Origin of the sequence: Streptomyces calidiresistens (assembly GCF_014141525.1) — a bacterium.
GTDB lineage: Bacteria > Actinomycetota > Actinomycetes > Streptomycetales > Streptomycetaceae > Streptomyces > Streptomyces calidiresistens.
Genome location: NZ_VKHS01000516.1, coordinates 1 through 4,076 on the forward strand (window position 1 = coordinate 1; position 4,076 = coordinate 4,076).

Genomic DNA, 4,076 nt, shown 5'->3' on the forward strand with positions numbered 1-4,076 from the left:
GGCGCGGGCCGTGCCGGGGGGACCGGGGAGACCGGGGAGACCGGGAAGGGGAGGACGCCGTGACCGTGCTGGACGCCGCTCTGCTGGTGCTCGCGCTCTCGCTGATCGTGGCCATCGTGCGCATCGTGCTCGGGCCCACCGACGCCGACCGGGTGATCGCGGTGGACTTCGGCTTCGTGGTCTTCGTCGCCGCCGTGGCGCTGTTGGCGGTACGGGCGGAGGCACCCGCCATGCTGGACCTGGTCCTGGTCGCCACCCTGGTGGGCTTCCTCAGCACCGTGGCCCTGGCCCGTCGGGTGGAACGGGGGGCACGATGACCGGCCCCGGTGCGTGGGACGCCTTCGACATCATCGCCCGGGCCCTGGTCGGCCTGGGGGTCTTCCTCATCGCGGTGGGCACCGTCGGCCTGATCCGGCTGAGGGACGCCTACCTGAGGATCAACGCCGTCTCCAAGGCCGCCGCGCTGGGGGTGGTCTGCGTACTGCTGGGGGTGATGTTCTGGAACCCGCAGCCGCTGACCGTCGCCACCCTGCTGCTGGCGGTGGTGCTGCAACTCTTCACGGCCCCGCTGGCCGGCTACGCCGCCGGCCGGGCCGCCCACCGCTCGGGGGTGCCCCGGGTGGCGGGCACCGATCCCGACGACCTGGGCCCCCACCCCGATCCGGCCCGCGACAACGGCGAGGGGCACGACGGCCGTCACGACCCGGACGGGGAAGGCGTACCGGCGCCGGACGCGTCCGGCGGCGGGGACGGCCGCAACCGGCCTCCGGGTAGCCTGAACGGGTGAGTCCAGGTACCGCTCCCCACGACTCGGTGACCCTGGAGGTCATCGAGTTGATCGGACAGGTCGTCGTCCGTTTCCACGACGAGTACGAGGAGGCCGCCGGTCGGCACGGCCTCACCGGGGCGCAGGCCCGGCTGCTGGCGCTCCTGGCGGTCTCCCCCACCCCGATGCGCCGACTGGCCCACCGATTGGGCTGCGAGCCGTCCAACGTGACCGGCATCGTGGACCGCTTGGAGAACCGGGGGCTGGTGGAACGGCGGGCGGACCCCTCGGATCGGCGGGTGAAGATCGCCGCGGCCACCGAGGAGGGGCTGCGCGTCAACGAGCGGTTGCGGGCGTCCCTGGGGTTCGCCGCCGCCCCGCTGGCCTCGCTCAGCCGCCCCGAGCGGGCGGTGCTGCGGGATCTGCTGCGGCGCATGGTGCCGCCGCCGGCCCCCGGGGCACCCTGAGCCCCGTGCCGGGCCCGGCCCGCTCCCCGCGCCCCGTCGCGCGGACGGGCGACGGGGCCCGGGGGCGGGCGACGGCCGGGCTCAGCCGGCGAAGGCGGGCTGCGGCAGCCCCCGTCCGGCGTCCGGGACCACCAGCAGGGAACCGGCCAGGGGCTCCTCGTGCGGGCCGAGGCCGACCCGGGCGCAGGTGATGTAGAGGTCGCGCAGGTCGGGACCGCCGAAGGCACAGGCGGTGGGTCGGGAGACCGGCATCCGCAGGGTGCGGTCGAGCCGTCCGTCCGGGGTGTAGCGGCGCACGGCGCCGCCCTCCCAGAAGGCGACCCACAGGCAGCCGTCGGCGTCCACCGTCATGCCGTCGGGGAAGCCGTCCCGCTCCCCGGTGTGCACCAGCGGGCGGCGATCGCGCACCTCCCCCTCGGGGGTGAAGGCGAAGACGTCCACCCGGCGGGTGGGGGTGTCGATGTAGTACATGCGGTCGCCCTCCGGGCTCCATCCCAGCCCGTTGCTGACCGTCACGTCGGACAGGATCGTGCGGGAGGAGCCGTCCGGGGCCACCCGGACCAGGGTGCCGCCGCCCTCCCCCTCGTCGTAGCGCATGGTGCCCGCCCACAGCGAGCCGTCCGGGGCAACGGCCGCGTCGTTGCCGCGCCTGCCGGGCACCGGATCGTGGTGGAGGGGACGCAGTCGGCCGGCGTCCGGCCCGTCGTCGAGGGCGAAGACACCGTCGCGGAGGTTGAGCACCAGCCCTCCCCCGGCCCTCGGCTTCGCCGCGCCCACGTGCTGCTCCACCACCCGCACCGACCGCCGGCCGTCGCCGGGGCGGTAGCCGTGGATCCGACCGCCGAGGATGTCCACCCAGATCAGCCGCTCGCCGTCGGGATCCCAGGTGGGCCCCTCCCCGAGTTCGGCCCTTTCCCGCACCACCGGTTCGACGCGCACGTCTCCGCCTCCTTCGTCCGTGGGGGTGTTCCCCGGGTCTTCGTTCCCGTCCCCTCACCGCCCGGCGGGGTCGGCAATCGTGCGGGCCCCTCAGCGCCGGGGGCGGTACCCCAGTCGGGCCGACAGCTCGGCGGCGCCCCGGGCGGTGAGCCCGACCAGTTCGGCCTCCCGCTCCTCGCTCCAGCGGATCATCGGCACCGAGACGCTCAGGGCCGCGACCACCCGTCCCGAGCGGTCCCGCACGGGGGCGGCGACGCAGGAGACGTCGGGGTTGGACTCGCGGTGCTCCACCGCGGTGCCGCGCTCGCGGACGCGTTCCAACTCGGCGCGGAGCGCGGGGACGGAGGTGATCGAGTTCGGTGTCATGGCCGACAGGGGGGCGTCGGCGGGCAGCCGGGCCTCCAGTTCGGCGGGGGGCAGCGAGGCGAGCAACATCTTGCCCACCGCCGTGCAGTGGGCGGGCAGCCGGCGGCCGGCCGCCGAGACCATGCGCACGGCGTGACTGCTGTCCACCTTGGCGATGTAGATGACGTCGGTGTCCTCCAGGATCGCGACGTGCACCGTCTCCCCGCAGCGCCCGGCCACCTCCCGGGCGACCCGGTCGCCCTCGGCGGCGAGGTCCAGCTGTTCGGCGTAGCGACTGCCGAGCTGGTAGAGCCGCACGCCGGGGCGGTACCGACCGGGCTGCTCGGGCAGCGGGGTCAGGTAGCCGCGGGCGGCGAGGGTGGTGACCAGTTCGTGGACGGTGGTCCGCGGCAGTTGGAGGCGCCGGGTGATCTCGGGGGCGGAGAGCGTGCCGTCGCCCTCCAGGAACAGCTCGAGGATGTCCAGCGCGCGGCTGACCGCCGGCACCCGTCGTCCCATCGGTTCCGCCTCCCCACCGGCGCCCGGGGCACCGGATCCCGGTGTTCGACATCCCGGCCGCTCGCCGGGATGTCGAACACACGCTATCCGGGGGGTGTCGGCGCCGGCAACGCCGGGTGGGTCAGCGGCTGCTGCCCCAGTCGTCGTCCAGCGGAACCTCCCGGCTCCGCATGGAGCGCAGACGGTCCGAGACCGACTCCGGGAGCCGGTCGCCGGCCCGGTCCGCGATGACGCCGGCGGTCCGCGAGGCGGCCTGGCGGCCGGCCTGCGCGGCGGTGTCCAGTCCGTTGCGGACCGTCGGGTTGCGCTGCACCCGCCGGGCGGCCTCGGCGATCTGCTCGTAGCGCTGGCGCCCGGCCCTCGCCCCGAGGACGTACCCCACGGCGGCACCGGCGATGAACGTGAGCTTCCGCATCGACTGCGTTCCTTCCCTGCCTCGATTCACCCCGCCCCGGGCGGGGCGGCTGCTCGACTCCGAGCGACGCGGTAGCGCGTACCCCGGATACGGATTTCGGAGCACCCCCGTCCATGCGCTAATGTATTGCTCGCAGCGAGGGGCCGCCCCCCGGGACGGGACGGCGAACCCGAGCGGAGCATTCCTCCGTAGCTCAATTGGCAGAGCAGCCGGCTGTTAACCGGCAGGTTACTGGTTCGAGTCCAGTCGGGGGAGCTTCACCACGCGTGGGCCGGAGGGCAGTTCGCCCTCCGGCCCACGCGCCGTGCGCGACCCCGGGGAGGTTCGCTCCCCGGGTCTCCCGGCTCACCCGAATCGCCCACATCGATCCACCCGGACGGGGCTCGGTTTCACGCATCCCCCGTGCGGGTGGTTTGGGGTGTTCGTCGGAACCGATCCGGCGGAGTGGGCGTCCAGGATGACGTGTGAACCGCCCCGGCCCGGGCGGCAGATCGTATGAGCAGCTATGCTGCGGCAGACGACGTGCACACGTGCGCGACGCACCGGTAACGGGGCGGTAGCTCAGCTGGTTAGAGCAACGGACTCATAATCCGTCGGCCGTGGGTTCGAGCCCCACCCGCCCCAC

Annotated in this window: 6 protein-coding genes and 2 tRNA genes; 5 read left to right on the forward strand and 3 right to left on the reverse strand. The window is 74.4% G+C overall.

The window, feature by feature from the left end; genetic code table 11:
- The 3 genes from FOE67_RS18720 to FOE67_RS18730 all read left to right on the forward strand — a co-directional run.
- Positions 1-317: MrpF/PhaF family protein (locus tag FOE67_RS18720; RefSeq protein WP_228474034.1), on the forward strand; the 317-nt coding region annotated here is incomplete at its 5' end.
- Positions 314-787 (forward strand): cation:proton antiporter, encoded by a 474-nt coding sequence (locus FOE67_RS18725; RefSeq protein ID WP_182665811.1) that lies wholly within the window; start codon positions 314-316, stop codon positions 785-787. The genes FOE67_RS18720 and FOE67_RS18725, both read left to right, overlap by 4 nt.
- Entirely contained in the window at positions 784-1,233 is a 450-nt protein-coding gene (locus FOE67_RS18730; RefSeq protein ID WP_182665813.1) for a MarR family winged helix-turn-helix transcriptional regulator, read from the forward strand. The genes FOE67_RS18725 and FOE67_RS18730 overlap by 4 nt, the downstream gene beginning before the upstream one ends.
- Positions 1,234-1,314: 81 nt before the next feature.
- Here FOE67_RS18730 and FOE67_RS18735 read toward each other — a convergent pair whose 3' ends face one another.
- The 3 genes from FOE67_RS18735 to FOE67_RS18745 all read right to left on the reverse strand — a co-directional run bounded on the left by FOE67_RS18735 (position 1,315) and on the right by FOE67_RS18745 (position 3,451).
- On the reverse strand, positions 1,315-2,172 hold the full coding sequence (locus tag FOE67_RS18735; RefSeq protein WP_182665815.1) for an SMP-30/gluconolactonase/LRE family protein: 858 nt from the start codon (positions 2,170-2,172) through the stop codon (positions 1,315-1,317).
- A 90-nt stretch (positions 2,173-2,262) separates the two neighbouring features.
- Positions 2,263-3,036: an IclR family transcriptional regulator gene (locus FOE67_RS18740; protein WP_182665817.1), complete on the reverse strand. Its 774-nt coding sequence runs from the start codon at positions 3,034-3,036 to the stop codon at positions 2,263-2,265.
- 121 nt (positions 3,037-3,157) lie between these two features.
- Positions 3,158-3,451 (reverse strand): hypothetical protein, encoded by a 294-nt coding sequence (locus tag FOE67_RS18745; protein WP_182665819.1) that lies wholly within the window; start codon positions 3,449-3,451, stop codon positions 3,158-3,160.
- 182 nt (positions 3,452-3,633) lie between these two features.
- On the opposite strand from FOE67_RS18745, the gene FOE67_RS18750 reads away from it, so the two are divergent.
- Positions 3,634-3,706 (forward strand) — tRNA-Asn (locus FOE67_RS18750).
- A gap of 295 nt (positions 3,707-4,001) precedes the next feature.
- Positions 4,002-4,075 (forward strand) — tRNA-Ile (locus FOE67_RS18755).
- The last annotated feature ends 1 nt before the right edge of the window (position 4,076 follow it).